The sequence below is a fragment of the Pseudomonas sp. fls2-241-R2A-110 genome (assembly GCF_030209165.1).
Classification (GTDB): Bacteria; Pseudomonadota; Gammaproteobacteria; order Pseudomonadales; family Pseudomonadaceae; genus Aquipseudomonas.
Genome location: NZ_JARVSN010000036.1, coordinates 25,457 through 46,387, shown reverse-complemented (window position 1 = coordinate 46,387; position 20,931 = coordinate 25,457). Strand labels below are relative to the sequence as shown.

General features: G+C 57.3%; 30 protein-coding genes and 1 tRNA gene. 17 read left to right on the top strand and 14 right to left on the bottom strand.

Annotated elements, in window-relative coordinates; all coding sequences use genetic code 11:
• Position 1: 1 nt before the first annotated feature.
• Positions 2-1,237 carry a c-type cytochrome gene (locus tag QRN31_RS26725; protein WP_285435628.1) on the top strand — a complete coding sequence of 412 codons (1,236 nt, stop codon included), beginning with the start codon at positions 2-4 and terminating at the stop codon, positions 1,235-1,237.
• Between the two features lies 1 nt (position 1,238).
• The gene (locus tag QRN31_RS26720; RefSeq protein WP_285435627.1) at positions 1,239-2,210 is read left to right on the top strand and encodes an XdhC family protein; all 972 of its coding nucleotides are present in this window, start codon (positions 1,239-1,241) and stop codon (positions 2,208-2,210) included.
• Between the two features lie 118 nt (positions 2,211-2,328).
• Here QRN31_RS26720 and QRN31_RS26715 read toward each other — a convergent pair whose 3' ends face one another.
• Complete coding sequence (locus tag QRN31_RS26715) at positions 2,329-3,612, bottom strand: NAD(P)/FAD-dependent oxidoreductase (RefSeq protein ID WP_285435625.1); 1,284 nt, start codon at positions 3,610-3,612, stop codon at positions 2,329-2,331.
• A 183-nt stretch (positions 3,613-3,795) separates the two neighbouring features.
• Between QRN31_RS26715 and QRN31_RS26710 the strand changes: the two genes are divergently transcribed.
• Positions 3,796-3,872 (top strand) — tRNA-Val (locus QRN31_RS26710).
• A 113-nt stretch (positions 3,873-3,985) separates the two neighbouring features.
• Here QRN31_RS26710 and QRN31_RS26705 read toward each other — a convergent pair.
• From QRN31_RS26705 to QRN31_RS26695, 3 genes are read right to left on the bottom strand one after another with little or no spacing between them, the layout of a single operon-like run.
• Complete coding sequence (locus QRN31_RS26705) at positions 3,986-5,125, bottom strand: tyrosine-type recombinase/integrase (RefSeq protein ID WP_285435624.1); 1,140 nt, start codon at positions 5,123-5,125, stop codon at positions 3,986-3,988.
• Positions 5,125-5,358: a hypothetical protein gene (locus tag QRN31_RS26700; protein ID WP_122838227.1), complete on the bottom strand. Its 234-nt coding sequence runs from the start codon at positions 5,356-5,358 to the stop codon at positions 5,125-5,127. The genes QRN31_RS26705 and QRN31_RS26700 overlap by 1 nt, the downstream gene beginning before the upstream one ends.
• 43 nt (positions 5,359-5,401) lie before the next feature.
• Positions 5,402-5,803, bottom strand: a complete 402-nt coding sequence (locus tag QRN31_RS26695) for a hypothetical protein (protein WP_285435621.1) — start codon at positions 5,801-5,803, stop codon at positions 5,402-5,404.
• 222 nt (positions 5,804-6,025) lie between these two features.
• Between QRN31_RS26695 and QRN31_RS26690 the strand changes: the two genes are divergently transcribed.
• Positions 6,026-6,604: an NYN domain-containing protein gene (locus tag QRN31_RS26690; protein ID WP_285435620.1), complete on the top strand. Its 579-nt coding sequence runs from the start codon at positions 6,026-6,028 to the stop codon at positions 6,602-6,604.
• A gap of 109 nt (positions 6,605-6,713) precedes the next feature.
• Positions 6,714-6,938: a hypothetical protein gene (locus tag QRN31_RS26685; protein WP_285435619.1), complete on the top strand. Its 225-nt coding sequence runs from the start codon at positions 6,714-6,716 to the stop codon at positions 6,936-6,938.
• A 5-nt stretch (positions 6,939-6,943) separates the two neighbouring features.
• Here QRN31_RS26685 and QRN31_RS26680 read toward each other — a convergent pair whose 3' ends face one another.
• Positions 6,944-7,717 carry a hypothetical protein gene (locus QRN31_RS26680; protein ID WP_285435618.1) on the bottom strand — a complete coding sequence of 258 codons (774 nt, stop codon included), beginning with the start codon at positions 7,715-7,717 and terminating at the stop codon, positions 6,944-6,946.
• Between the two features lie 103 nt (positions 7,718-7,820).
• On the opposite strand from QRN31_RS26680, the gene QRN31_RS26675 reads away from it, so the two are divergent.
• Positions 7,821-8,324: a hypothetical protein gene (locus tag QRN31_RS26675; protein ID WP_285435616.1), complete on the top strand. Its 504-nt coding sequence runs from the start codon at positions 7,821-7,823 to the stop codon at positions 8,322-8,324.
• A gap of 113 nt (positions 8,325-8,437) precedes the next feature.
• Here QRN31_RS26675 and QRN31_RS26670 read toward each other — a convergent pair whose 3' ends face one another.
• The gene (locus QRN31_RS26670; RefSeq protein ID WP_285435615.1) at positions 8,438-10,243 is read right to left on the bottom strand and encodes a DNA cytosine methyltransferase; all 1,806 of its coding nucleotides are present in this window, start codon (positions 10,241-10,243) and stop codon (positions 8,438-8,440) included.
• Between the two features lie 70 nt (positions 10,244-10,313).
• On the opposite strand from QRN31_RS26670, the gene QRN31_RS26665 reads away from it, so the two are divergent.
• Both QRN31_RS26665 and QRN31_RS26660 read left to right on the top strand, forming a co-directional pair.
• A complete protein-coding gene (locus tag QRN31_RS26665) occupies positions 10,314-10,979 on the top strand; it encodes a hypothetical protein (protein ID WP_285435614.1) in 666 nt (221 codons plus the stop codon).
• A 201-nt stretch (positions 10,980-11,180) separates the two neighbouring features.
• Positions 11,181-11,393 carry a hypothetical protein gene (locus QRN31_RS26660; protein ID WP_285435612.1) on the top strand — a complete coding sequence of 71 codons (213 nt, stop codon included), beginning with the start codon at positions 11,181-11,183 and terminating at the stop codon, positions 11,391-11,393.
• On the opposite strand, the gene QRN31_RS26655 is transcribed toward QRN31_RS26660, so the two are convergent.
• From QRN31_RS26655 to QRN31_RS26635, 5 genes are all read right to left on the bottom strand, one after another.
• The gene (locus QRN31_RS26655) at positions 11,394-11,705 is read right to left on the bottom strand and encodes a hypothetical protein (protein WP_285435611.1); all 312 of its coding nucleotides are present in this window, start codon (positions 11,703-11,705) and stop codon (positions 11,394-11,396) included.
• Positions 11,706-11,786: 81 nt separating this feature from the next.
• The gene (locus QRN31_RS26650) at positions 11,787-12,101 is read right to left on the bottom strand and encodes a hypothetical protein (protein WP_285435610.1); all 315 of its coding nucleotides are present in this window, start codon (positions 12,099-12,101) and stop codon (positions 11,787-11,789) included.
• A complete protein-coding gene (locus QRN31_RS26645; protein ID WP_285435609.1) occupies positions 12,098-12,379 on the bottom strand; it encodes a hypothetical protein in 282 nt (93 codons plus the stop codon). Before QRN31_RS26645 ends, QRN31_RS26650 begins: the two co-directional genes overlap by 4 nt.
• Positions 12,380-12,726: 347 nt before the next feature.
• Positions 12,727-12,870: a hypothetical protein gene (locus QRN31_RS26640; RefSeq protein ID WP_285435608.1), complete on the bottom strand. Its 144-nt coding sequence runs from the start codon at positions 12,868-12,870 to the stop codon at positions 12,727-12,729.
• A 289-nt stretch (positions 12,871-13,159) separates the two neighbouring features.
• A complete protein-coding gene (locus QRN31_RS26635) occupies positions 13,160-13,393 on the bottom strand; it encodes a hypothetical protein (RefSeq protein WP_285435607.1) in 234 nt (77 codons plus the stop codon).
• A gap of 378 nt (positions 13,394-13,771) precedes the next feature.
• Between QRN31_RS26635 and QRN31_RS26630 the strand changes: the two genes are divergently transcribed.
• Entirely contained in the window at positions 13,772-14,083 is a 312-nt protein-coding gene (locus QRN31_RS26630) for a DUF1654 domain-containing protein (RefSeq protein WP_285435605.1), read from the top strand.
• A gap of 53 nt (positions 14,084-14,136) precedes the next feature.
• Here the strand turns inward: QRN31_RS26630 and QRN31_RS26625 are convergent, their stop codons facing one another.
• The 3 genes from QRN31_RS26625 to QRN31_RS26615 are packed head-to-tail and all read right to left on the bottom strand — an operon-like array spanning position 14,137 to position 15,819.
• On the bottom strand, positions 14,137-14,544 hold the full coding sequence (locus tag QRN31_RS26625) for a hypothetical protein (RefSeq protein WP_285435603.1): 408 nt from the start codon (positions 14,542-14,544) through the stop codon (positions 14,137-14,139).
• Positions 14,537-14,857 carry a hypothetical protein gene (locus QRN31_RS26620; protein WP_285435602.1) on the bottom strand — a complete coding sequence of 107 codons (321 nt, stop codon included), beginning with the start codon at positions 14,855-14,857 and terminating at the stop codon, positions 14,537-14,539. Before QRN31_RS26620 ends, QRN31_RS26625 begins: the two co-directional genes overlap by 8 nt.
• 50 nt (positions 14,858-14,907) lie before the next feature.
• Positions 14,908-15,819 (bottom strand): LexA family transcriptional regulator, encoded by a 912-nt coding sequence (locus tag QRN31_RS26615; RefSeq protein ID WP_502942524.1) that lies wholly within the window; start codon positions 15,817-15,819, stop codon positions 14,908-14,910.
• Between the two features lie 38 nt (positions 15,820-15,857).
• Here QRN31_RS26615 and QRN31_RS26610 point away from each other — a divergent pair, with 38 nt between their 5' ends.
• The 8 genes from QRN31_RS26610 to QRN31_RS26575 all read left to right on the top strand — a co-directional run bounded on the left by QRN31_RS26610 (position 15,858) and on the right by QRN31_RS26575 (position 20,930).
• The gene (locus QRN31_RS26610) at positions 15,858-16,097 is read left to right on the top strand and encodes a helix-turn-helix domain-containing protein (protein WP_285435600.1); all 240 of its coding nucleotides are present in this window, start codon (positions 15,858-15,860) and stop codon (positions 16,095-16,097) included.
• Positions 16,098-16,163: 66 nt separating this feature from the next.
• Complete coding sequence (locus QRN31_RS26605) at positions 16,164-16,586, top strand: phage regulatory CII family protein (protein ID WP_285435797.1); 423 nt, start codon at positions 16,164-16,166, stop codon at positions 16,584-16,586.
• A gap of 70 nt (positions 16,587-16,656) precedes the next feature.
• A complete protein-coding gene (locus QRN31_RS26600; protein WP_285435599.1) occupies positions 16,657-17,361 on the top strand; it encodes a phage antirepressor KilAC domain-containing protein in 705 nt (234 codons plus the stop codon).
• Positions 17,361-18,110, top strand: a complete 750-nt coding sequence (locus QRN31_RS26595) for a DnaT-like ssDNA-binding domain-containing protein (RefSeq protein ID WP_285435597.1) — start codon at positions 17,361-17,363, stop codon at positions 18,108-18,110. The genes QRN31_RS26600 and QRN31_RS26595 overlap by 1 nt, the downstream gene beginning before the upstream one ends.
• A complete protein-coding gene (locus QRN31_RS26590) occupies positions 18,107-18,901 on the top strand; it encodes a replication protein P (RefSeq protein WP_285435596.1) in 795 nt (264 codons plus the stop codon). The genes QRN31_RS26595 and QRN31_RS26590 overlap by 4 nt, the downstream gene beginning before the upstream one ends.
• Positions 18,894-19,097, top strand: a complete 204-nt coding sequence (locus tag QRN31_RS26585; RefSeq protein ID WP_285435595.1) for a hypothetical protein — start codon at positions 18,894-18,896, stop codon at positions 19,095-19,097. The genes QRN31_RS26590 and QRN31_RS26585 overlap by 8 nt, the downstream gene beginning before the upstream one ends.
• 124 nt (positions 19,098-19,221) lie before the next feature.
• Positions 19,222-19,653, top strand: a complete 432-nt coding sequence (locus QRN31_RS26580; protein ID WP_285435593.1) for a VRR-NUC domain-containing protein — start codon at positions 19,222-19,224, stop codon at positions 19,651-19,653.
• Positions 19,650-20,930 (top strand): tyrosine-type recombinase/integrase, encoded by a 1,281-nt coding sequence (locus QRN31_RS26575; RefSeq protein ID WP_285435591.1) that lies wholly within the window; start codon positions 19,650-19,652, stop codon positions 20,928-20,930. Before QRN31_RS26580 ends, QRN31_RS26575 begins: the two co-directional genes overlap by 4 nt.
• Position 20,931: the final 1 nt, after the last annotated feature.

Genomic DNA, 20,931 nt, shown 5'->3' with positions numbered 1-20,931 from the left:
CATGAAGCCTCTACTTTCCCGCCTGGCGTTGGCGGTTGGCCTGATGGCCCCAGTGTTGCTGGCGCACGCGGATGATCAGGTGAAACGCGGCGAATACCTCGCCCGCGCCGCCGACTGCATGGCTTGCCACACCGCACCGGGTGGCGCGCCGTATGCGGGCGGTCTGCCGATCGTTTCGCCGTTCGGGACGATCTATGGCACCAACATCACCCCGAGCAAAGAGCACGGCATCGGCCTCTACAACGATGACGAATTCTTCGCCGCACTCACCGAAGGCAAGCGGCGTGACGGCGCGAACCTGTACCCGGCGATGCCCTACACCTCGTATCACCTGATGCCGCGAGAAGACTCCGACGCGATTCACGCGTACCTGAAAACCGTCGAGCCGATTGAACGCGCAGCACCGGTCACGAGCCTGAGCTTTCCGTTCAACGTACGTCTGGGCCTGACGGGCTGGAACATGCTCTACGGCAAGGACGTGAAACTGGCGTCCACCGAAGGCAATAGCGAAGCCTTCAAACGTGGCCAATACCTGGTCGACGTGCTCGGCCACTGCGGCGAGTGCCACACGCCGCGCGGCTTGCCGGGCGCGATGCAGCAGGACAAACGCATGACCGGCGGCCTGCTCAACGGTTACCTGGCGCCAAGTCTGTTGGCCAATGACCTGGCCGCTCGCGGCTGGAATCATCAGGACCTGAGTTCGTTCCTCAAGCACGGCATGAGCGCCCAAGGCACGATGTTCAATGAGATGTTCCCGGTGTTCCACAATAGCACCCAAGGCCTCAACGACCCGGACCTGGCAGCGATGGCGACGTTCCTGTTGGGCGATCAGCCGCCAGCGGCGAAAGCGCTGACTGACGTACCGCTAGACAAGCTGAGCGCCAGCGCCCAACGCGGTCGTCAGGAATACTTGAACGTCTGCGCCGGTTGCCATGCACCGGACGGCGAGGGCAAGCCGCACATCGCGGTGGCCATGCGCGGCAACACCACGTTGCGCCTGGAAGACCCGCGCAACCTGGTGCGGGTCATCGACGACGGGATCGGTGAGCAGAAGTTCGCCGGGTTCGAGCGCATGCAGCCGATGCCGGGATTTGCCAGCAAACTCAGCCACGAGCAACTTACTGACCTGCTGAACTACCTGCGTCAGGGGTTGGGTGGTCAGTCGGCTGATCTGGCGGTGAATGACGTGCAGAAGCTGCGGGCCGATGCACCGCCGCTCGAGCACAAGGCGCACTGACATGCAGCATCTCGATCTGCAGGTGGTACGACGGGCGCTGGAATGGTCGATGGCCGGCCAGCGCATCTGGCTGTGCACGGTGCTCGCCACTTACGGCTCTGCGCCGCGCGCGCCGGGCTCGATGCTGGCGGTGAATACGGAGGGCCTGTGGATCGGCTCGCTGTCCGGCGGCTGCGTCGAGGAAGACTTCCTCGAACGCGTCGCCGAGGGGGCGTTTGATGAAGCCGTCAGCGTGGTCCGTTACGGCGAAGGCGACGACCCGCGTTCTCGCGTGAGTCTGCCCTGCGGCGGTGTCCTCGATGTGCTGGTGGAGAGGCTTGAGCCTGATTGCGAGGTGCAGGCGCATCTACGACAACTGGAGTCGGCGCTGTTGGGCCAGCGCCGGCTGATCCGTGAAGTCGATCTGGCCAGCGGGGCGCGCAGTCTGTTGGATGACCGCGAGCAGGGCGTGCGCATCGAGCGCGAGATCGACCGGGTTCGCGTGCGGATTGGCGCGGCGCAGCGGTTGCTGTTGGCGGGGTATTCCAGCGTCGCTCAGGCATGTGCGGAGTTTGCGGTGGGCTTGGGTTTCGAGGTGATTCTCTGTGATCCGCGCGATGAAGTGCTGGAAGGTGTGGTGCTGGAAAACGTCGAGATTCGTCGTCAGTTGCCATCAGTGTTCATTGCTGACGGCGGCTGCCATAGCGACACGGCGGTGGTGGCGTTGACGCACGATCCACGCATCGACGATTTGGCGATGATGGAAGCCGTGCGCACCGAGGCGTTTTACATCGGCGTGATGGGCTCGATGCAAACCTCGCAAAAGCGCTTCGAGCGGCTGCGCAGGATTGGTGGTTTGGGAGATGCCGATCTGGCGAGGATTCATGCGCCTATCGGGTTGAACCTTGGCAGCAAGACTCCGGCTGAAATTGCCTTGGCCGTACTCGCCGACATCCTGCGAATCCGTAGCGGTATCGCGCGGGATCGACTCTAACGCCATTCCCCCTGTGGGAGCGGGCTTGCTCGCGAAGGCGGTATGTCAGTCAAATTTGATGTCGACTGACACGCCGCCTTCGCGAGCAAGCCCGCTCCCACGGGGTTTTTGGTGTCTGTCAGTACCCGAATTTGTCACGCAGCCCGTAATACCACGCGCCCAGTGCGGCAAACGGTGTGCGCAGCAATTGCCCGCCCGGAAACGGGTAGTGCGGCAGATCCGCAAACGCATCAAAACGCTCAGCCTGACCGCGCAATGCCTCGGCCAGCACCTTGCCCGCCAGGTGCGTGTACGTCACGCCATGGCCGCTGCAGCCCTGGGAATAGTAGATGTTGTCACCCAAGCGCCCGACCTGAGGAAGACGCGACAGGGTCAGCAGGAAATTTCCGGTCCAGGCGTAATCAATCTTCACATCCTTGAGCTGCGGAAAAGCCTTGAGCATCTTTGGTCGAATGATTGCTTCGATGTTCGCCGGGTCTCGCGCGCCGTAGACGACACCTCCGCCGAAGACCAGACGCTTGTCGCCGGTCAGGCGGTAGTAATCGAGCAGGTAATTGCAGTCTTCGACGCAGTAATCCTGAGGCAGCAGGCTCTTGGCCAATGCATCCCCCAACGGCTCGGTGGTGATCACCTGCGTTCCGCACGGCATCGACTTGGCCGCCAGTTCGGGCACCAGATTCCCGAGGTATGCGTTACCGGCCACGATGATGAACTTGGCCCTGACCTTGCCCTCGGGCGTATGCACCACCGGGTTCGCGCCGCGCTCGATGCGAACCGCCGGCGACTGCTCATAAATAGTGCCGCCCAGCGACTCGACCGCCGCCGCTTCGCCCAGGGCCAGGTTCAGCGGATGAATGTGCCCGCCGCTCATGTCGAGCATGCCGCCGACGTATTGATCGCAGGCCACCACTTCACGAATACGCTTTTGATCCAGCAACTCAAGCTGCGTATGACCAAAACGTTCCCATAAGCGTTTCTGCGATTCCAGATGGCCCATCTGCTTGGCCGTGATAGCGGCAAACACACCACCGTCCTTCAGGTCGCACTGGATATTATATTTGGCGACCCGCTCACGAATGATCCGCCCGCCCTCGAACGCCATCTGCCCCAGCAACTGAGCCTGCCTGGGCCCGACACTGCGTTCGATCACATCAATGTCACGGCTGTAGCTGTTAACGATCTGCCCACCGTTGCGACCCGAGGCGCCAAAACCCACCTTGGCGGCTTCCAGCACGGTCACTTTAAAACCGTTCTCCAGCAGAAACAGGGCAGAGGACAGGCCGGTGTAGCCGGCACCGATCACACAGACATCAGTCTCTACATCACCCTGCAAGGCCGGACGCGGCGGAGCCGCATTGGCCGATGCGGCGTAATAGGACTCTGGGTAGGGGGTGTTCGCCATCCTGGTGCCTCTGTTTAATATATTTTACGAGTGCATCGATCCTACCCGAGTTAAAAATCGACCGCCAGCCACCGGAAAATCTTCTTTGTCGCCGCGAAATTAAATATTTTGCATATTCATAGGGTTAGCTCGAAAAAAGGTGTTGACACCCCTCCGGAATTCCGTAGAATGCCGCCTCACAGCAGGCACGTAGCTCAGTTGGTTAGAGCACCACCTTGACATGGTGGGGGTCGTTGGTTCGAGTCCAATCGCGCCTACCAAACAAAATCCGCTCTGCTGGGCGGTCTAGAAGGGCTCACCGAAAGGTGGGCCCTTTTTTGTTGTCTGGTGTTTGGGCAAACTTTGGGAATATTTTGGGCAAACGACCACCGCGTTACACCTTCAGGTCGGCTTTGACCTTCATGTAAACCACCGCGTCATCGCCGTGCCCCGCTTGGTAGTGCTCGGTCATCTTCACATCTGCGTGGCCCATCAAGCCTTGGATGTATTCCTGCTCGAAACCCTGCTGCTCGTACAGCCAGGCGCCGAGTGCGCGGATCTCGTGGAACGTGGGGCGCTCGCCGGCCGGCACCTCTTCGTAGGCCTTCGAATCGTCCCGCGCTTGGGCGAATGACTTGGTCAGGTAGTCCGCCGTCACCGCATTCCAGTGCAGTTTGGCGTCGAGCTGGGTACGCTTGCGCGCCTTTGGCGAGTAGTGGATCAGGTAAGGGCAGACGACCGGCGATCTCATGCACTCCAAGACCACCTCCCGCAGCGCATGGCCCATGACAATCTCCAAGTGCACGGGCTTCCCATAGTTCTGCGTCTTCCCGGGCGACACCTTGATGGTGTTCTGCTCGAGGTCCACGGCCGATTTTGGCCACATCACGATATCTTCTCGCCGCTGAAGACTCAGCAACCCCAGTCGGATGGCTCGCTTCAGCCAGATCGGCGTCCCGTCGTATTCCAAAATCTTGTTCAGCCCCTCGACGGTGTGCCGCTGGCGCTTCTTCTCTGCTTCCTTCTTGACCAGGGTCAGCTCGGCGGAGTTGCGATCGCACAGGCCCTTGGCCACGGCGAACGCGAACACCTGCACCAGCAGCCCGCGGTGCTTCGTGTAGGCGTTGTTCTCGAAACCATCGAGGTACTCAGCCACCGTCAACACATCCAGTTGTCCCATCATCAAATCGCCCAAGTCCTCGCGGTACCGGGCCAACTTGAATTTGATTTCCTTCAAGGTGCTTGCGGCGTAGGTCTTGGTGGTCAGCCATTCCTTCTCGAAACGCTCCAGGCAGCCGCTGAACTTCGGCGCAGCGTCACCGGTGAGCATGGCCAGCAACGCCCCGTCGTCAGCCAGCAGTGGCAACAGCTTGGCGTTGGCGGCCTTGGCCAGCTTGATGGCCTCCGCCATCGGCTTGTTGATGCTGGTCTTCTTGCCGGTGATCGGGTTTTTGTACTGCCAGTATTTCCCGTTCGGGTACAGGTTCGCTGGCAGGTCCCGGTTCTTCACTGTCCTGGCGCGCGGGGGAGCCATCAGCCAACCTCCATCATCTTGGCGAGCAACGGATCATTCGATCCAATCACAGCCGCCTGCAGATCCACGAAGTACATCCCGCCTTTTACCTCTCCAATCACTTCGCCTTCCTCAATCCATTTTTTCAACTGTTGCAGACTCGGCTTGCCGCCGGCGTAGCGCAGCTTCCTGTACTCGCCTGCCTCCATGAGGCGCGGCAGCCTGGCCGTAATGTGGGCAATGACTTTTGCCATGATGATGCTCCGCGCCGCGTGGCGGCAGAAGGTGGTGATGGAGTTACGCTGATCGACGCCCGTGTTCTTTTTGGCGCTCTACGTCGATCTGCTCATAGAGGGCATCGACTCTTTTGCTTTTTCTTTCGATGGCCTGGGATCGCTTGATGTGGTCCGACATTGCCTTGTTGTAAGGGGTCATCAGATCAAGAAGCCGCATCCTCTCAGCAGAGTCGTTTGACTCATTGAATCGCACGGCCAGTCGGTCGCGCTCTTTGAAGTCCACTCCATCGAGTGCGCGGTTTTCCTTCTGCATTTCCTCAAGCACCTGGGCCGACTGCCGCTCCCAGCGCAGATGCAGGACATCGCTTCGTTTTGGGCGCGAGAAGTGATGGCTTTTGACCCATGCCACCAGGTCCTCCTTGGTCATTTCGTCGAGAACATCTTTCGCGGCTTGTTTGTTCATACGTGCATAGCTCCGCCCGCCGTACACCGGCAGGCTTCTGAATAGGGGGGAGGGGTTATTACGGGGTGGAGTACAGATGCATTCGTGCACGACTAGGGCAGAGCTCGACTGGAGCGCTCTACTGTCGGATATTCTCTGAGACGAGCGTGAGAAACATGGACATCCGTGATGTCGCTTTGATAGCGTGTCCGGCGCGAATTGACCGCATAGGGAGCGCTACGCATGGGTGCAGCTTTGTTTGTTGACGGTGGTTATGCCATCAAGGCTTGGGGCAGTGTCGCCGCTGGCGCCAAAATGGATTACCTCAAATTCCGGACGTTCATCGAAGATGAAGTAAGAGAGCCGCTTGGGGATGCTTACTACTTCAATTGCGATAACGATCCTCCAAGCACAGCTCAAGATGGATTTCACAAATTTCTACGTTCAGCTCCACCACGCGGTGCGGGGATGCGCGTAAAGCTGTATTGGCTGCAGACCAAGCTTCACGAGTGGCCGTCTCATATGGGCGGCGGGGCCATAGTTCATCCAAATACGGGTGAGCAATACGTAACCAAAGCGCAGAAGGCGGTTGATGTAGGCCTTGCGTTTCATATGATGAGATCATTCAGCAAAGTCGGTTGGAAGCGTCTCTATCTGGTGGCCGGTGATGGTGACTTCCACGAAGTGATTCAGCATCTAGTGGAAAATGAAGGAGTGCATGTCACAATCATTGGTAATTCCAATTCCATCAGTAATGAGCTAGCTCCATTTGTGCAAATTATCGAATTTGATTCAATTATTGATAAAGTCAGGAAAGATTAAAACTTCCAGACTCTTCGCCGGCCTTTTATCCGAACAGGCCGGCGAACAGGTCGATCGCTATTATGAAGCGCCTTAGAATACCGAGGCCTGCACCTCAAGGAGAGCAGAGATGGAAAAGCCGTTGTTGATAGACAACCCCTACTATCAAGCGCTAGCAGCTCTTGTTGCTGAACTAGGTGCCATGGAGGTAGACCTTGATGAAGCTGTGCGTAGAGCTGTGAGCGGGCTTGAAGCCGGAAAGCTTTACGCTGTTAAAGGGGAGGGTCGAGCGGAAAAGGGCGCGGAAGTCCTTGAGGAGACAGTCTCTGCATTCAGGTTCAACCAGACTGCATAGGCGCTTCAGATGCTGGCGATTATGTCGGCCTCGGCCATCTCGCAAAAGAAAGAGCAGCTTGGAACTTTCTCGTTGCGCCGCACTGGTCCATCGCCGAGGTCGCGCAGGGAAAAGCGCACGTTAGTAGTTCGGTTGCGGAAAAGGTAGGAGCCTTCGCCCAAGTCGTCCTGGATCAGGCACAGACCCTCGAACTGATCCGGGAAGTCTTGCCGAATTGCGCGGAAATAACCCTCGCCGCCTTTCACGCAGCCGATGCAGTTGGCATTGTCGTAGCCCATTCGGTACATCAGGGGAAGTTCGATACCTGCGCGCTCGACCATGGCTTTGCAATCTTCCTTGCCCAGGCCGCGATCAATCAGCGGAGCGATCACCGGCCGGTCTAGGTTGCGCTCGCGGAAGTCCGCCAGGCGATCAGCCTCCTCGGCGGTAAAGCCGAGCACCATCACATCACCCTGCTGCTTCCAGTTGTCGAGCAAACGGCGCTTGAGCAGCTTGGTACATGGCGCGCCATATTGATTCTTCATGTACCGCTCGCGCCTGAACACCTCCTGGGCGTCGGCTCCGTATTTCTCATCCCGCAGCACAGTCACCGGTCGCCCGAACCACGCTTCACAGTCCAGAGCAAAGCGGCGGTTGTCGGGGTGTTCATTGGCGAGGAAGGCATTGACGATCTGCACATCGTGAGTGGCGCCGTAGTCTGCCAGAGCCAGCTTGGTGGCCACTGCGGACGCAGCGCCGCAACTGAACTGACAGACGATACGGGAGGGCTTTAAGGCCATAGGGATCCTTGCCGCTATAGCGGCTGACTTTGATGGGGGAGGCGTGCTTTAAAAAAATGGGATATATTTGGGTTTCTAGTTCAAATCAAACAAAGGATAAATGATGCAGCGTTTCACGGATGCTATTTTAAAATCGCTCGAGACTGGTAATTGGTATGGGGCGCTTTTTATGTCGTTAACTATGCCCGATATATGCGCGCGTCTGGCATCTGAGAACGATAAAACAAATGGAAGAAAATATGCTGGCTGGTTCGATAGTAATGTTGTGGGTAAATACACTCGTTTAGTTGGTACTAAAAGGGAAAAAATAGTCTTTATGGACGGCGATGCGTGTTACGCACTCAGATGCGCAATGCTTCACCAAGGTGAGGCGGATTTGTCTAAGCAGAGCGTGAAGTCGGTAGTCACTAGTATGCATTTCACCACCACTAGCGATCATTGCAATCGAATTAACGGAGTGCTTCAGCTGAATGTCGATACTTTTTGCAGGGATATTTGCTCGTCAGTTGAGGAGTGGTACTCAAGTTTTAAGTTGCAGGATGGATCTCAAGATAAAATTGATAGTCTTTTAACTGTGTATGATTATGGTAATACGATACTGGATTGAGTAGTTGATTTTGGGAGTTCTGGTTGATCAGCTTAAGCTTTCGAACAATAATATTTTACTGCTCTGATAATGCCATACCCTAATGTCAGGTATTGCCGATAATTTTTCTGAAGTTAAGCGGCGAGACGCTGATAAAGCTCGATGATGTCGGCGGCGTTGGCTGCGACGAGCGCCTCGGCTTCATCCGGACAGACGCTGTTGCCGATCAGCCGGACCTGATCTGTCTTGTTGATGTCGCGCCATTCTTCGGCGCCGGTGACCGGGTCAACGAACAGCCCTCGGTCGATAATGTAGTCCTTGTCGAAACCTTGCGCGGCCTTCAGCTCGGGCGGTTGCAGCATGCGCAAGGTGATATCTACCAGCACATAGCCTCCGACCATGACCATCTCGGCCGGCTCCTTGAACTGCTCGGGCAGGTGCTCGCGCATGAAGGCGGCGCAGCGCCGGGCGCCGTCCGTCTGTTCTGGTGTCAGCGTGTCCGGCACCTGCACAACCTCGACAAGTGCGACACGGTCCTTCGTGGGCAGGGTGTGCATCGGCTCAGTGAGCGAAATGCCGTCCTTCTCGTTGCCGTAGTACTTCACCAAGTAGGCGCTCACCAGTCGCTGGTTGGCGCCCGACTGGCAGATGGTTGAGATGGGGTCGTAGGCCGAACGGCCATCGCCTTTGTAGTAGCCTCCGTTCGCCTGCTCGAAAAACGCGGCAACGATGCCGTGACGCGTGGCCCCGGCCAGCACTGTCTGTGTTGGCTCGGCTGGCGAGCTGCCCGCGGCATTCTGGCCGAAAGCCGTCATGTGTGCGGCGACCAAGGCGAAGTGACCACCTTTGACCTGGGCGACCTGCGTGCGCAGCGGCTCCTGCACATCGAAGTTGCGTTGCGATGATCCGTTGGTGCACTCGGTGAGGAATGGCGCCACTATCGGTTGAACCAGTGCGTGATGAGTGCCGCCAGCGCTGATGGTGGAGAGTGCTTCGTCCGCGCCGTGAGTGCTGGTGTGTGATTCCGAGGTGCCGCGCATTGGGACAATGAACGGCTTCGCGCTGGTCAGCACATGTCGCCAGCAGCCCTTGGCTACGCGGCGCATGGTGTTCACAGCCATCGGCTTGGCGCGGAAGATGGTGCGGCCCAGGTTGTTCCAGTCGATGCACTCTGCGGCGGTGCGCCAAGGCAGTTGCTTGGCGGTAGGATTTTTGTGCCGCTTCGGCGCTGGCCAGACGATAGGCTTGCCGTCGCTGCGGGCTACCAAATACAGCCGCTTGCGGATGGTGGGTGCGTTGGCGTTGGCAGCGATGCGTTCACGCCATTCGACGTTGTAGCCCAAGCCCCGCACGAGAGCTTCCACCGGAACGAACTCGCCTATCGACTCCAGAATCTCGGGCATGTCAGGGTGATCTGCAGGGAGCCCAGTGCCGAGCGCTGCAATGAACGACTTGAAGGTGCGGCCGCGCTCGGCCTTGATTGGCTGGCCTTCTTCATCGATCGGCCCCCAGTCGCAGAACTCTTCAACGTTCTCTAGGAACATCAATCGTGGCCGTGTTGCGTGGGCCCAACGCACAACCACCCAGGCCAGACCGCGCACACCACGGTCGCGCGGCGCACCGCCCTTGGCCTTGCTGTGGTGGCGACAGTCTGGCGAGGCCCAGAGGATGCCGACCGGCTGCCCGCCGGTGGCAAGCACAGGGTCGACTTCGAACACGTCGGCAACGTAATGCGCCGTTTGTGGATGGTTGGCTCGGTGCACTGCCAAGGCGATCGGGTTGTGGTTTACCGCGACATCCGGCTCCCGGTACGCCCGGGCAATCCCGGTGCTGGCGCCACCACCGCCGGCAAACAGATCTACCACCAGCTCTTTTTCGAACGGCAGGCCCATGCTTGGTTGGCCATGGATGAACTGGGGTTTCTTCTGTTGTGCGGACATAGGGGATCCTCGCCGGAAGCCTTCAGCTTCGGCATAATCTTCGGTAAGTGAAAATTGACGGGAGAAATTTTTGAAAAAAGATTGGGTAATCTGGATTGGTTGTTTCTCGTTGTTTTTTACAGGGGTAATTTGGGGGATGATTCCAGATAAGGCAGGTTTTTTTGTGGTCGATAATGTCCACGATCTTTTTGATATGTTTGGGGCTGCTGCCACCGCTATTGCCGCAGCTGCGGCATTGATTGCTTTGAGTGCTTGGAGGAAGCAATTTCTTTTTGCTGAAAAGTACAGAGCTATTCGAGATTTTCACCAGGCATGTCAAAGCACAGGCGAAGGTTATTGGTATGTTTCACTAGGTTTCGACCTGCTCGAAGGTGTATGGGATAACAGAGAAGTCGACGGTTGGTTCTGGGATAAAACGGAGGCTGCTAGAAAAGCTTGGACTAATTCTGATGCAGCACTTTACGGCGCTTACGTTATTCTTCAGCACCATTTAAGTTTTGAAGAGCACGCCGAACTCCAAAGTTCTTATTGGGATTTCATTGATCAAGTCAGAAGCGGCGGGTCTGAAATAACTTCATTCTCTACTAGGATCTCCATACTGCGCGAAAAGCCTGCTGATTTGTGGGAAGACTATTTTTTGAAAGGGCAAACCCGCCTTCATTTGATTAGTGAAACGCAATCTAAAGTCTGCAAAAAAGCGGATGATCTTCTTGCAAAATATTCCCGGCCCGAATGAGTGAGAAAGTTGATCAACACACTAGGGAAAGGCGATCTTCTCCCTCAGTCTCAGTACGACTGATACCGGTCAGCCAGCATGTGATCAGGTAGGGAACTCATAAGTGCTCAGATAGCTGATTGCCTCGCCGGCTGGCGTGATTCGTTGAAGTGGGGTATTACGGGTTACCGGCATGTGGCCGGCTTCTATGGAGGTGTTGTTATGGATGAATCAGCACGCTTGGCCGCTCTTGAGCATCTTGTCATCGCACTGATCAAGGAAAATAGCTTGAGGGCTGGCTTTCCTCCTGGCTCGGTTTTCAAAGCCGCTGCCGGCTCAATCATGGGAAGTAATGGGCCGGGCGGACCTAAAGAAAAATCGGCGGCGATGGAGGCTCTTGAAAATATCCAGCTCACAGCAGGCTTCAAAATATGATCAAGTTTCGTGCGTCAGCCGCATAGACTCTCGCTGATAGGCGATCTTCAGTTTCCGCGACACGTTTTCGGGTATCACGTATTCGTGTCGGGGAGGCTCAAGCAGCGGCAGGGCACCGCCCGGGCCAAGACCATGCAGGTGGTGAATCATCAGCGTGATTGCCTCGCCCTGTTCCTCGATGCCGCTCCAGGCCATCAGCTCAGCAAGGGCTTGGCGTGTACCGGGCAGACAGTGCAGCCTGATTTCCTCTTCGCCACGGCTCTTCTTCTTCGCCGCGGCTTTCGCTGACCGTTCCGCGTTGCACTTGGCCATGGCCTGCCTCTTCAATTCCGTGGGCCGGTAGATCCAGCCATGTCTGTCGTCGGCGCTGGCGCACCTGGTTGCTGATTCGTCTCACGGCGGGCCCGGGAACTTGATGTCGTTCTCACGGGCGATCAGCCTGGCGCGCTTGGTTTCCATGCCCATCTCTTTCGCTGCTTCGATGACGGTCTTGCCGGCGTCGGCCAGTTCCTTCAATCGAGGCGCCTGCTTGTTGCGACCGATCCGCAGCTTGTTGCTGTGGGAGGTGCCGAACATGGCCGCCTTTTCACCGCTGACGCCGGCGGCGACTTCTTCCACCGCCCGGCCTTGGCCGAAGTACTGATCCAGCTGCTGGTTGAGGTTCGCGATGATCGAGTCTCGCGGGTTGGGCATTGGCACGCCGATCATTTCCGTTCACCTGTCAGCGAAACCTTTATGCCGTCGGCGCGCGCTTCCAGTACCTGGGCATAGTTGACCGCTTCTTTCCACGTCCAGCGAAAGCCCTTGGTCAAACCAGTGGAGAGCTCAACGATGTGGTAAGCGTTGCCCTTGGTTTGGACCTGGTAGCGGATCTTTTGCACAGGCTGGTCCTTGCCTATCATGGCGTAGAGCGCGGCGGTGGCGATGCTTGCCCGCACACGGAGGGCGGAAAGTCCGGCGTTGCGTTGTTGCATTGATGGGTGCATGGCTGATCCCTCTGTGTGGAGTTGCGGATATTCGTCAGCACTCGGCCGGTCTACTGGTTGCCGTTGGGCGCAAGGGAGAGTGCTGACGGATAAAGGCAGGCGTAAAAAAGCCCGATCGGAACCGGGCTTTTGTTTGCGTCACAAAGTCCACCTTATGTGAGCGCCCCAGGCCCGCTACTGGCGACGGCCTGGGTTTGAATCATCAGCGATGATCTTGAGCTTGGGGTGGCCTACCGATTGCTCGGCCGGTGCGCGGTGACACCGACGGCCCAGATGTCCGCTGCCTGCCAGGGTGTTCGGCGCAGCCTTCAGGCTTACTGCGCCACGCGGGATTCTTGGCGGGGAGGTCAGCGCCAGAACGCTGCGACCCCGATGATCGTTCGCCAGTGCTCACGCACACAGCGCAATGGATCACCTGACACGCTTGCAGGGATTGGAGGTTCTGGCCTCTCAAAGCTCAGCGCGGCACCGATCAGGATGATCTTGAGCATGGTTTCTCCGTTCGAGGTTGAATGCAGGTGGCCGGTATAAGCCGGGGTTTCGTCCGCATCGGTAGTCACTGTCGCCCTTGCCATGCCTGCAAGCAGAGGCCCGTGGTTCATCCAGACAGTGACTACCGATGCGGCCTGGTGCTGGGGAGTACCAGGTGCTCGGGCCCGGGCTTGCACCGGACATCCACGTCACCATTACTTTTATATGGGGTTCATACGTGTAGTTCGCCCATTTCCGTAGGCTTTCGCCATCCCGCTGCCCACTCAGTGAATGGGCAGAAGTGATGAGTCAAGCCACGACCGTGCAGTGGCCCAGATCAACAAAGCCACTTTTGTCTTCCAGAAAGATCACGGCGCTGTGCCCGCCAACGACCGAAGCCTCATCTCGTGTCGCTCCGCTATGTGTTTCACCGCGGCCAACGATATTTTCGAAGCTGACCATGGTCCCGACTGGGTGTTTTGCGTTCCAGTTGTCCACCTGTTTTTGCAGTTGTGCAGCAGTTGGGCGCTTTGGAGCTGCCATATCTGTTTCCTCTTGGTTGTCATCCCGCTGCACCCTGTCGCCAAGGTGCAGAAGTGATGCTTTCCATCAGCGGCGAACCTTGCGTGCCGAGTTACCGGACACGGAAGCAGGCCGTGTTGCGTTGTTGTTCCCTGATCGCAATCAGGGTTCGTCTTCAGGCTGTTAAAGAGCGGTGGTGCCGCAGTGGCTGTGTGTCGCTGCGATGGATCAAATATGAACCAACAGTTCATATTAGGTCAAGTACCAAAAGTACATATTTTTGATGAGAGTACACAATCGACCAAAGTTTCTGGCGCGATGCTTTAAGGATTTACCGCAGGGGATTGCTTCGCTATAGTTCGCTAATACTGGATGCATATACAGCAATTGGAGGGTGGAATGTCCAACGCGAGCAGGCCGTCAAAACCGGCACAAAGACAAGAAATGAGCGGGATTGAAAGGCTCGGGCTGCGCGTCTCATCGATGATCAACCACCCCGTAGCGCAGATTCAGCGCTGGGTGACGATCCATCGCCTGGACACGGATGGTGACCGCGAGTGGGAGGAGGTGATGGGGCTACTGAACGAGACGGATGGCATAGACATGACGTTCAACGACGATGAATCGGTGACGCTGAAGTGGGAGGCAAGTCCCGATCAGGTTGGGGCGGCTGTGGTGATGGAGCCCGTCGAGGAACCGGCGCCTTTCTGATTAGGCATAAAAAAGCCCGGCGCTTGGACCGGGCTTCTAAAAACTGTGGGGATTTACGAATGGATAAATTTTGCAGCGGTGAATGCAATCGCTGCAAGGGCTGTGGCGACACCCACAAATTTCCAAGTCTGCTCGTTCATAGTTTTATGGAAAGAAACGGCAAGATCTTGGATATCTTTGCTGCTGGCACGAATTAAGCCGTTCAAGTCGTCTTTCGATGCGATGTTTGCCAAATCTACCTTTGTAGCCATATTGGATTCGATGCTGTCGAGCCGCATTTCGACGCGCACGAGCTTTTCCCGTATTTCTAAAGATGATTTTTCAAGTGCGGCTACACGAGATTCCAAATCCCCACCTCCAGGAGGATTACCTCCCCCTTTTTTCGCTTCTTGATCAGCTTCCAAAATCACTTGGGCCTGATGCTCGTACTCTGCCTTAAGATAGCTGATGTTGTCATTCATTATCAGTTTCCTCAGGGCGCGGCTTCCAGGTTGGCTTCCCCTCAAATATGTTAGCTATGCGATCGTCGAATCTATCAAGCTCAAGAAAAATTTCGTTGAGTCGTTCAAACGATTTTTTGGCCTTTTCTTTATGATCACTATCATCTGATGACTCGATCAATATGCCCAGGGAGGTCATTGCTGCTTGGAAAAGAGGAATGACCACACTGCGAAGAGGTTGGACCATCTGAACGAGCTCAAGCCGTGTGGCAGGCTGATCCAAGAACACTCTCACCTCTGGAGACAGATCTACTTCGGTACTTTTTTCGTCCATGGTTCCCCCATATAGCAGCTCTAAATTTTGGTCACGAATAGGTCACGGCGCTAAACAAGCTGAGCATTCCAAACCAGCAACACCCGAGCCTGGATGAAGGTTTCGTCCGCCCTGATCGTTTGGGGTGGATGTCTAGAGTTATCCGAAATCATGTTGATCTGATCATCACCGATCCATTGGAGGCGCTTGATGTACAGGTGCCCTTCCCAAGAGAACATGTAGATCCCATCCCCAGAGAACTCGCGAACGCTCACGTCGACCAAGAGCGGGTCGCGGTGTTTGATCGTGGGCGCCATTGACTGGCCCCAGCCCGTCACCATCTTCAGGTGGAAATGTTCTTTGAACTCAACACCCATTTCGCGCAGGTGCTGGGGGCTGACGCGCACGTCCTGAAACATCTCGGGGTAATCGTGAGGTATCTGCCCGCCGCCCATCGCGGCCCGGACGTCGTAATGGGCAATCCATACTTCGTCGCCTATGGCGCCTGGTCGGTAGTAGTCAACCTCGAGTACGCCACCACTGTCGTCGGCTTCCGCAGCAGCAAGCAGCCGCCTCCGCGCATCTTCGGACAGGCGTTTTCCTTGAGTGGCGAGCATGCTCCGAACTACTTCTGCAGCCGAAAGCGCGTGGAAGTCAGTGGCGCTTTTTTCAATCTCGGCAAGTTTTGAAAAACTGGGTTCATCACCCGCGCCATGCTGAAGCCATTCGATCTTCACGCCTAGCGCATCAGCTACGGCACTCATCTTGGCAGGCCCGGGGAGGGACTCACCATTCAACCATTTGCTCGATGCCTTGGGCGTAACTTTAGCTATTTCGGCGAGGCGAGCGCCGGCCCCCCATTGATCAATGCCATGGGCGGCTAAGGCTTTTTTCAGCCGGACGACAAATGCAGCTCGAATATCTTCTATGTGAACCATAGGTTCAGCATCGCATGCCCTTGCATGTACTTTCAGTTCCGACATAATATGTACCGTAAGTTCATATTTAACTCGGAGGCCTCATGCGGCCGCTCAAGAAATCGATCGATGATGCTGGCGGTGTCCCTGCCGTGGCCTTGGCCTGCGGGAAAACTCCGAGAGCTATTTACAAGTGGCTGGTGGCGGGTTCACTGCCGCGCACCGAGTACACGGGCGAAACCCAATACGCAAACAAAATTGCCGAATTAGCAGCTGCGAGAGGCAAGCCGTTCGAAGCCGATTGGCTCCTCGCTGAAGCGCACCCCAAAAAATCAGTTGCTTAAGCCGCTAACCAAATGATCGCCCAGACACCGTCGGGCATCCACGGAAACAAAATTGAGGTTTTACGAATGGAAGATTTCTTGAGGGCTTGCCACACCACCATCAAGGAAAGCGGGGCGGAAGAACTGGCTGGGAAAATGTGCATGGCGCACGTGAGCCTGCTCCAGCGCTCGAACCCTGACAACGCAGCTCATCATCTGACCATCGAGCATCTTTTCGGCGTGCTGTTGCACACCGGCGACATGCGCCCGCTGCTGGCGCTGGCTGATCAGTTTGGTTTCGACCTTGTGTCACGCGAGAAGCCAGCCGCCAAGCCCCTGATGGTCGCGCTTGGTCACCTGTCCGCCGAGTGCGGGGACGTGGGCCGCTTGATCTTCGATGCCGCTGCGGACAACCACATCAGCCAGCACGAAAAAGCCCAGGGCGAGAAAGCGATCCTTGAAGCAATCGATGCGCTGCAGATTCTGCGCGAATCGCTGAAAGCCGCCTGAATCCCAGGCATAAAAAAACCGCCTGGCAGGGCGGTTCTTTCAACAACTTGTAAAACACAGCGGGGCTATTATGAACACGATCGTCGCTCCAAGCAATACGGTCACCATGTCGAGCCGGGAGATCGCCGATCTCACCGGCAAGCAGCACAAGGACGTCATCCGTGACATCCGGGTGATGCGCAAGGCACTGGCAGACGATGGCGCAGATCTGCGCCATATCCAAGAGGTCAAGGATGGACGGGGTTACACCTCTGAATTCCACCTCGACCGCGTCCTGACTGAAACCCTGTTGACCGGCTACAGCATCCCGCTTCGTCATCGTGTCGTGACACGTTTGAGCGAACTGGAAAACGTGTCACGACAGGTTGTCACGATTCCACAATCCCTTCCCGAAACCCTCCGACTTGCTGCCGATCTGGCAGACAAAAACGGTGAACTGCAGCGTCTCATTTCTGTTCAGGCCCCGAAGGTCGCCGCCATCAACAGGCTCGCTGCTGCTGGTGGCGCGATCTGCATCACCGATGCCGCCAAGCAGCTCGGTGTGGCTCCGGCGCGCTTATTCGCCTGGCTGGAGCAGCACCGCTGGATCTTCTGGCGCCACGGGGGAAAGCGTTGGGTTGCCTATCAGCCGCGCATCACCACAGGGCACATGACTCACAAGGTCACAGCATTGAAGCCTGACCCAGAAACCGGGATTGAGCGCGCCGCATTCGATCCGATGGTTACCCCGAAAGGCCTTACACGTCTCGCTGAACTACTGCAGGAGGCCGCGTAATGGCCGGCGACTGGATCAAGTTTGAACTCACCACCCTGGATAAACCTGAGGTTTGCCAAATTGCCGACCTGGCGGATATCGACCCTGACGCGGTCGTTGGCAAGCTGATGCGCGTCTGGGGTTGGTTCGACCAGCAAACCGAAAATGGTAACGCTCCGAGCGTTAGTAAAAAGTTACTGGATCGTCTGGTCGGCGTTATCGGTTTCTGCGAGCACATGAAGTCGGTCGCTTGGATGATCGAACTCAATGGTGTGATCAGTCTTCCGCATTTCGACCGTCACAACGGGAAGACCGCTAAAAACAGGCTTCTGACGGCAAAGCGTGTGGCAAACCACAAGGCGAGTATCGGTAAAAGTAACGCTTCGAACGTTAGCGGTGCGTTACCTAAAGAAGATGTAGAGAAGAATAAAGAATCACTCTCTGCGCAGGCGGCTGTCGATCCTCGAATGCCCAGTGAAATGACCCTCGACTGGGTGCCGGATGACACGCTGCTGAAAACCTATGCTTTGCACCGTGGGTTGTCGTTAGACCTGTTCACCGAGGAAGTTCGCGTTGCTTTCACTGCTCACTACGAGCCTCAGCACCAGGTCAACACCCAGGCTGAATGGGTGGGAATGCTGGTCAAGTGGGTCAACAACGACAAAGCCCGGGCAGCAGCTTCGAACGTGAAGCAGTTTCCCCAGCGCTCAGCATCCGGCCCAGACTTCGATGATCGTGGTTGGGGCGATGATATGGGCGGTGCCCTATGAGCAAGCCGAAGGCGCCAATGAGCGCCGCGAAACTGCTGGACGCTGTGGGCGCAAAAGACGATATCCGGAGCGCAATTGGTTCATATCAACCGCCAGCACTACCAACCATCCCTAAGACTCTCCCTCCCGGCACAGTCGATGTCGTCAATGCGCTTTTCAAAGAGCTGCAGGCGATCTTTCCGGCTTGGAAACAGGCCTGGCCCAATGACGTCGCGCTGGGCGCTGCAAAGCGTAGCTGGACCAAAGCGTTCATCGTCGCGGGCATTAATCAGATCGAGCAGATCCGTTTTGGCATTGAGCGATGCCGGGCTCTGGGCACCGATTTCATGCCGAGCGTGGGTAAGTTCGTCGCGCTGTGCCAGCCAACACCGGAAATGCTGGGAATTCCTTCTCACGACAAGGCTTTCCGCGAAGCGCTTTTGAATTTGCATCCTGCACGAATCACCTCGCGAGAGTGGTCGCACCCCGCTGTGCGTCATGCAGCGCTCCAGTGCGAGATGCATAACCTCGCAGACCTGGTCTCGGAGAAAGCCAGCAAGGTTTTCGACAGGGCCTACGACATCACCATCCGCATGTTGATGAACGGCCAGCCCATGGAGGATATCGCCGTCGGTATTGGTCACGATTCACAGAAGCCTGAGTCGCAACTGGCTCAGGAATATGGCGATGCGCGGTCCCTGGCGACGATGGCGCGCCAGTCGATTCCGGCGAATGGGCAGGAGGCTCGACAGCAGCTATTGGAGCGGTTCGGGAAGCGCAAAACCGCACTTGAGGCGCGGCCATATGGCTGATTCCCGCCTTGCACCGACTAACCCTGTCGATTACCGCTTCGCAGTGCACTGCTGTGCGCACAAGTTTGACCTCACCGACAAGCCTGATCGTGCCGCTGCCCTGTTCGAGCACATTGCCGTAGCAAAGCGCTTCGGCGGCCTGATGTGGCCTGACACTTTCGAAGTTATTGATCTAATCACCGGAGAGAAGGTATGAGCGTCTACCCGAACGACATTCTGATTCACTTTTGGCTTTGCTTCATGCTGATCCTGGCCGGAGGCGTTTGGCGCACAGTCCGCTACCTTCGCCGCCGATCTCAAATCGCAAGTGGTGAGCGCAAATGAAGCCGGCCGCGATGAAGCTGTTCAAGCAGAAGCCGGTGCGCGCCAAGTCAGTCGACCGAGAAGGGCAGGAGCAGGCCGCGCTCATGAGCGAGCTGCGCATCCGTATGCCCGAAGTCGCCGACCTGATTTATCACGTCCCGAACGGTGGGCATCGCCTCAAGTCGGTGGCCGCGAAGCTCAAGCAGCAAGGCGTGGTGGCAGGCATCCCTGACCTGGTGCTGACCATGGCGCGCGGTGGCTACTTCGGTCTGTACATCGAGTTCAAGGCCACACCACCGAACGATGCCGCCATCTCGGCCAGCCAACACGAGCGCATCCGCAAACTGAACGAGCAGGGTTATCTCGCCGTGGTCTGCCGTGGGCACTTCGACGCAATGGAGCAGATCCGCGCCTACCTGCGCATGGCTCCAACCGTGGTGGCTGCATGACCAGCGCCGCCGTGAAGATGTCCGATGCCGAGATCAAGCGTCAGGCCGCTGGCACCGTCCGCGATTTGCGAGACACCGACAACCGCGGGCTCTACCTGCGCTTCAACAAGGACCGCGCCCGGGCATCGTGGTACCTGGTGACCAAGGGCGAGTGGAACCTGATCGGCGGCTATCCCGACCTCAACACCAAGCAGGTCGTGGCGGCATTGCCAGCCACCCGACTGCGTGTCGCCGCCGGCGAGGGCTCCAGTCTGTCGAAGTGGGCAACCGTCGGCGAACTGCTGGCCTGGTACGCGGAGCGCATGGCCCGGGACCGCAACCTGTCGAGCAAGCGCAAGAAGACCGGTGCCTCGGCGATCAAGTGCCATCTGATCCCGCGCCTGGGCGATCTGCCGCTGACCGCCGTCGACAAGGCCATCCTCGACAGCCAGTTGATGTGGCCATTGCAGGAGGCGCTGTCCATCGACTACGTGCGCCTGGTGTTCCAGTTGCTGGCCCTGGCCTTCCGTCAGGCGTTTAAGTTAGGCCTGATTGCATCCAACCCAATGGCCAGCATCAAGTTCAGCGACTTCTCCAAGGCCAAGGTCGGGATCAAGCCGTCCAGACTGCGCGGCGTGCAACTGCCTGAGCTGCTGGTGCAGTTGGCCGAGGTCTTCGTCTCTGCCCCGCGTGACGCAATGCTGGCCCTGTTGATGCTCTGCCACGGTACGCGCATCGGTGAAAGCCGGTTGACTCAATGGCCGCACATCAGCCTGGCCGAGCGTGAGTGGTTCATCCCCGGCGATCACACCAAGACCGGCGTCGAGCATCACTTGCCACTGACCGAGCAGATGTGCGCGATCCTGATCCGTTACCGCGAATGGCAGTACGCCAATGGGTATGACGGCCAGTACGTGTTCCCGGCGCGCAATGGCAAGCCACTCAGCGAAGACCAGGCCAGTGCCGTGTTCACTCGGTTGGGGCAGGGCGAGTGGACCAGTCACGACCTGCGCAAGGTGGCCCGCACCGGTTGGGCCGACATCGGCATCGACCACCTGATCGGTGAACTGCTGATCAACCACGCCATGGGCCACAACGTGAAGGTGTACATCCAGTCGGACATGATGAGCCGCAAACGCGATGCGTTGGAGAAGTGGCACGCGCATCTAGATCAGCGTGGCTTTGACCTCATTCACGGATTGACCGGCTTTAGAACGGGAGATTCCGGTAATGCCCCGCAAGCCACGGAAAATAAGGCCTGCGAGGCCATTCAAGAATCAACCATAGGCGAGGTTTAAA

Bases quoted from the DNA above. Each gene is read 5' to 3' on its own strand.
- QRN31_RS26725 (WP_285435628.1), top strand. From the start codon at position 2: ATGAAGCCTCTACTTTCCCGCCTGGCGTTGGCGGTTGGCCTGATGGCC.
- QRN31_RS26720 (WP_285435627.1), top strand. From the start codon at position 1,239: ATGCAGCATCTCGATCTGCAGGTGGTACGACGGGCGCTGGAATGGTCG.
- QRN31_RS26715 (WP_285435625.1), bottom strand. From the start codon at position 3,612: ATGGCGAACACCCCCTACCCAGAGTCCTATTACGCCGCATCGGCCAAT.
- QRN31_RS26705 (WP_285435624.1), bottom strand. From the start codon at position 5,125: ATGGCTCCCCCGCGCGCCAGGACAGTGAAGAACCGGGACCTGCCAGCG.
- QRN31_RS26700 (WP_122838227.1), bottom strand. From the start codon at position 5,358: ATGGCAAAAGTCATTGCCCACATTACGGCCAGGCTGCCGCGCCTCATG.
- QRN31_RS26695 (WP_285435621.1), bottom strand. From the start codon at position 5,803: ATGAACAAACAAGCCGCGAAAGATGTTCTCGACGAAATGACCAAGGAG.
- QRN31_RS26690 (WP_285435620.1), top strand. From the start codon at position 6,026: ATGGGTGCAGCTTTGTTTGTTGACGGTGGTTATGCCATCAAGGCTTGG.
- QRN31_RS26685 (WP_285435619.1), top strand. From the start codon at position 6,714: ATGGAAAAGCCGTTGTTGATAGACAACCCCTACTATCAAGCGCTAGCA.
- QRN31_RS26680 (WP_285435618.1), bottom strand. From the start codon at position 7,717: ATGGCCTTAAAGCCCTCCCGTATCGTCTGTCAGTTCAGTTGCGGCGCT.
- QRN31_RS26675 (WP_285435616.1), top strand. From the start codon at position 7,821: ATGCAGCGTTTCACGGATGCTATTTTAAAATCGCTCGAGACTGGTAAT.
- QRN31_RS26670 (WP_285435615.1), bottom strand. From the start codon at position 10,243: ATGTCCGCACAACAGAAGAAACCCCAGTTCATCCATGGCCAACCAAGC.
- QRN31_RS26660 (WP_285435612.1), top strand. From the start codon at position 11,181: ATGGATGAATCAGCACGCTTGGCCGCTCTTGAGCATCTTGTCATCGCA.
- QRN31_RS26655 (WP_285435611.1), bottom strand. From the start codon at position 11,705: ATGGCCAAGTGCAACGCGGAACGGTCAGCGAAAGCCGCGGCGAAGAAG.
- QRN31_RS26650 (WP_285435610.1), bottom strand. From the start codon at position 12,101: ATGATCGGCGTGCCAATGCCCAACCCGCGAGACTCGATCATCGCGAAC.
- QRN31_RS26645 (WP_285435609.1), bottom strand. From the start codon at position 12,379: ATGCACCCATCAATGCAACAACGCAACGCCGGACTTTCCGCCCTCCGT.
- QRN31_RS26640 (WP_285435608.1), bottom strand. From the start codon at position 12,870: ATGCTCAAGATCATCCTGATCGGTGCCGCGCTGAGCTTTGAGAGGCCA.
- QRN31_RS26635 (WP_285435607.1), bottom strand. From the start codon at position 13,393: ATGGCAGCTCCAAAGCGCCCAACTGCTGCACAACTGCAAAAACAGGTG.
- QRN31_RS26630 (WP_285435605.1), top strand. From the start codon at position 13,772: ATGTCCAACGCGAGCAGGCCGTCAAAACCGGCACAAAGACAAGAAATG.
- QRN31_RS26625 (WP_285435603.1), bottom strand. From the start codon at position 14,544: ATGAATGACAACATCAGCTATCTTAAGGCAGAGTACGAGCATCAGGCC.
- QRN31_RS26620 (WP_285435602.1), bottom strand. From the start codon at position 14,857: ATGGACGAAAAAAGTACCGAAGTAGATCTGTCTCCAGAGGTGAGAGTG.
- QRN31_RS26615 (WP_502942524.1), bottom strand. From the start codon at position 15,819: ATGTCGGAACTGAAAGTACATGCAAGGGCATGCGATGCTGAACCTATG.
- QRN31_RS26610 (WP_285435600.1), top strand. From the start codon at position 15,858: ATGCGGCCGCTCAAGAAATCGATCGATGATGCTGGCGGTGTCCCTGCC.
- QRN31_RS26605 (WP_285435797.1), top strand. From the start codon at position 16,164: ATGGAAGATTTCTTGAGGGCTTGCCACACCACCATCAAGGAAAGCGGG.
- QRN31_RS26600 (WP_285435599.1), top strand. From the start codon at position 16,657: ATGAACACGATCGTCGCTCCAAGCAATACGGTCACCATGTCGAGCCGG.
- QRN31_RS26595 (WP_285435597.1), top strand. From the start codon at position 17,361: ATGGCCGGCGACTGGATCAAGTTTGAACTCACCACCCTGGATAAACCT.
- QRN31_RS26590 (WP_285435596.1), top strand. From the start codon at position 18,107: ATGAGCAAGCCGAAGGCGCCAATGAGCGCCGCGAAACTGCTGGACGCT.
- QRN31_RS26585 (WP_285435595.1), top strand. From the start codon at position 18,894: ATGGCTGATTCCCGCCTTGCACCGACTAACCCTGTCGATTACCGCTTC.
- QRN31_RS26580 (WP_285435593.1), top strand. From the start codon at position 19,222: ATGAAGCCGGCCGCGATGAAGCTGTTCAAGCAGAAGCCGGTGCGCGCC.
- QRN31_RS26575 (WP_285435591.1), top strand. From the start codon at position 19,650: ATGACCAGCGCCGCCGTGAAGATGTCCGATGCCGAGATCAAGCGTCAG.